The 1,414-nt window shown below is 72.6% G+C and carries 1 protein-coding gene and 1 pseudogene; one reads left to right on the plus strand and one right to left on the minus strand.

Annotated elements, in window-relative coordinates; translation table 11 throughout:
- A pseudogene (locus GJ629_RS15780) lies at positions 1-471 on the minus strand (NAD(P)-binding domain-containing protein); the annotation flags it as partial.
- A 105-nt stretch (positions 472-576) separates the two neighbouring features.
- Between GJ629_RS15780 and cofD the strand changes: the two are divergent.
- A partial coding sequence (cofD, locus tag GJ629_RS15785) for a 2-phospho-L-lactate transferase (RefSeq protein WP_157513847.1) occupies positions 577-1,414 on the plus strand: 838 nt, incomplete at its 3' end.

The following is a 1,414-nucleotide window of genomic DNA, read 5'->3' on the forward strand; positions in this document are numbered from 1 at the left end:
TTCCTCGGCGGTCGTCTCGGCCCACGTGTTGCCGCGGGCGGTCAGTGCCGCCCGGACCGTCTCCAGCACCGGACCGCCGCTGTCGACGACGGCGGCGACGGTGCCCGGGGCGTTGTCGGCGGCGAACAGCGGGTGGAGGCTCGCCCGTTCGCAGTCCGGGGCGGCCGCTCGCATCGCCGCGAGGGGACCGTCCATCACGCCCGCGAGGTCGACCATCGCCCCCGTCGTCCGGTCGGCGTACCGTTCGATGACGGCCTCGGCGGCCGGAATCGGGACGGCGACGACGACGAGGTCGAACCGCTCGTCGGTGTCGCCCTCGACCGCGCGGCCACCGTGACGCTCGGCGGCCGCCTCGGCGACGGCAGGGTCCGTGTCGGCGAAGGCGAGCGAGACCGGCGTGTCGGCGCCGTCGGCCAGCGCCCCGGCGAACCACCGGCCCATCTCGCCGGCACCGACGACCAGCGTATCCATACCCGGGGCTATCCCGCCGGCGCGCAAAAACAGTTCGATACGGGCGGGGGCGACCGACGACTGCGGGGCCGAAGCGTTTACTGTACGCCACCCCTGCCGTCGGATATGACGACGTTCCTCTCCGGCGGCACCGGGACGCCGAAGCTACTGACCGGTGCCGACGCGGCGTTCGACCCCGGGTCGACGACGGTGGTCGCCAACACCGGCGACGACGTCGAACTCGGCGGGCACCTCGTCTGCCCGGACGTGGACACCGTCCTCTTTCTGTGGGCCGACCTGCTCGACCGGGAGACGTGGTGGGGTATCGAGGACGACACCGCCGAGACGCACGATCACCTCCGGGAGATGGCCGAGGCCGCCGGCCTCTCGACCGGGCCGCGATACCTCCCGGCGGCCGAACAGACCGCCGGCCGTCGACTCGCCCGCTGGCGGCGCTTCTCGGCAGTCGGGGAGTTTATGCACATCGGCGACTACGACCGAGCGGTCCACCTCACCCGGACGGGCCTGATCGACGAGGGCCACACGCTCACCGAGGCTATCGACGCCCTCTGTGACGCCCTCGGCGTCGAGCGAACGCTGCTCCCGATGAGCGACGACCCCGTCGCCAGCATCGTCCACACGCCAGAGGGCCCACAGCACTTCCAAGAGTGGTGGGTCGCCCGCGGCGGCGACCCGCCCGTCGAGTCCGTCGAGTTCCGCGGGGCCGAGGACGCCGCGCCGACCGCCGCTGTTCGGGACGCCCTCGACGACCCCGTCGTTATCGGTCCCTCCAACCCCGTCACTTCTATCGGGCCGATGGCCGCCGTCGACGGGTTCCGCGAGGCGCTGGATTCGACACCGGTCGTCGCCGTCTCGCCGTTCGTCGATGACGAGGTGTTCTCCGGGCCGGCGGCGACGCTGATGGACGCCACGGGCTACGAACCGTCGACGGCGGGCGTCGCCG

The organism is Halapricum sp. CBA1109, assembly GCF_009741825.1.
Classification (GTDB): Archaea; Halobacteriota; Halobacteria; order Halobacteriales; family Haloarculaceae; genus Halapricum.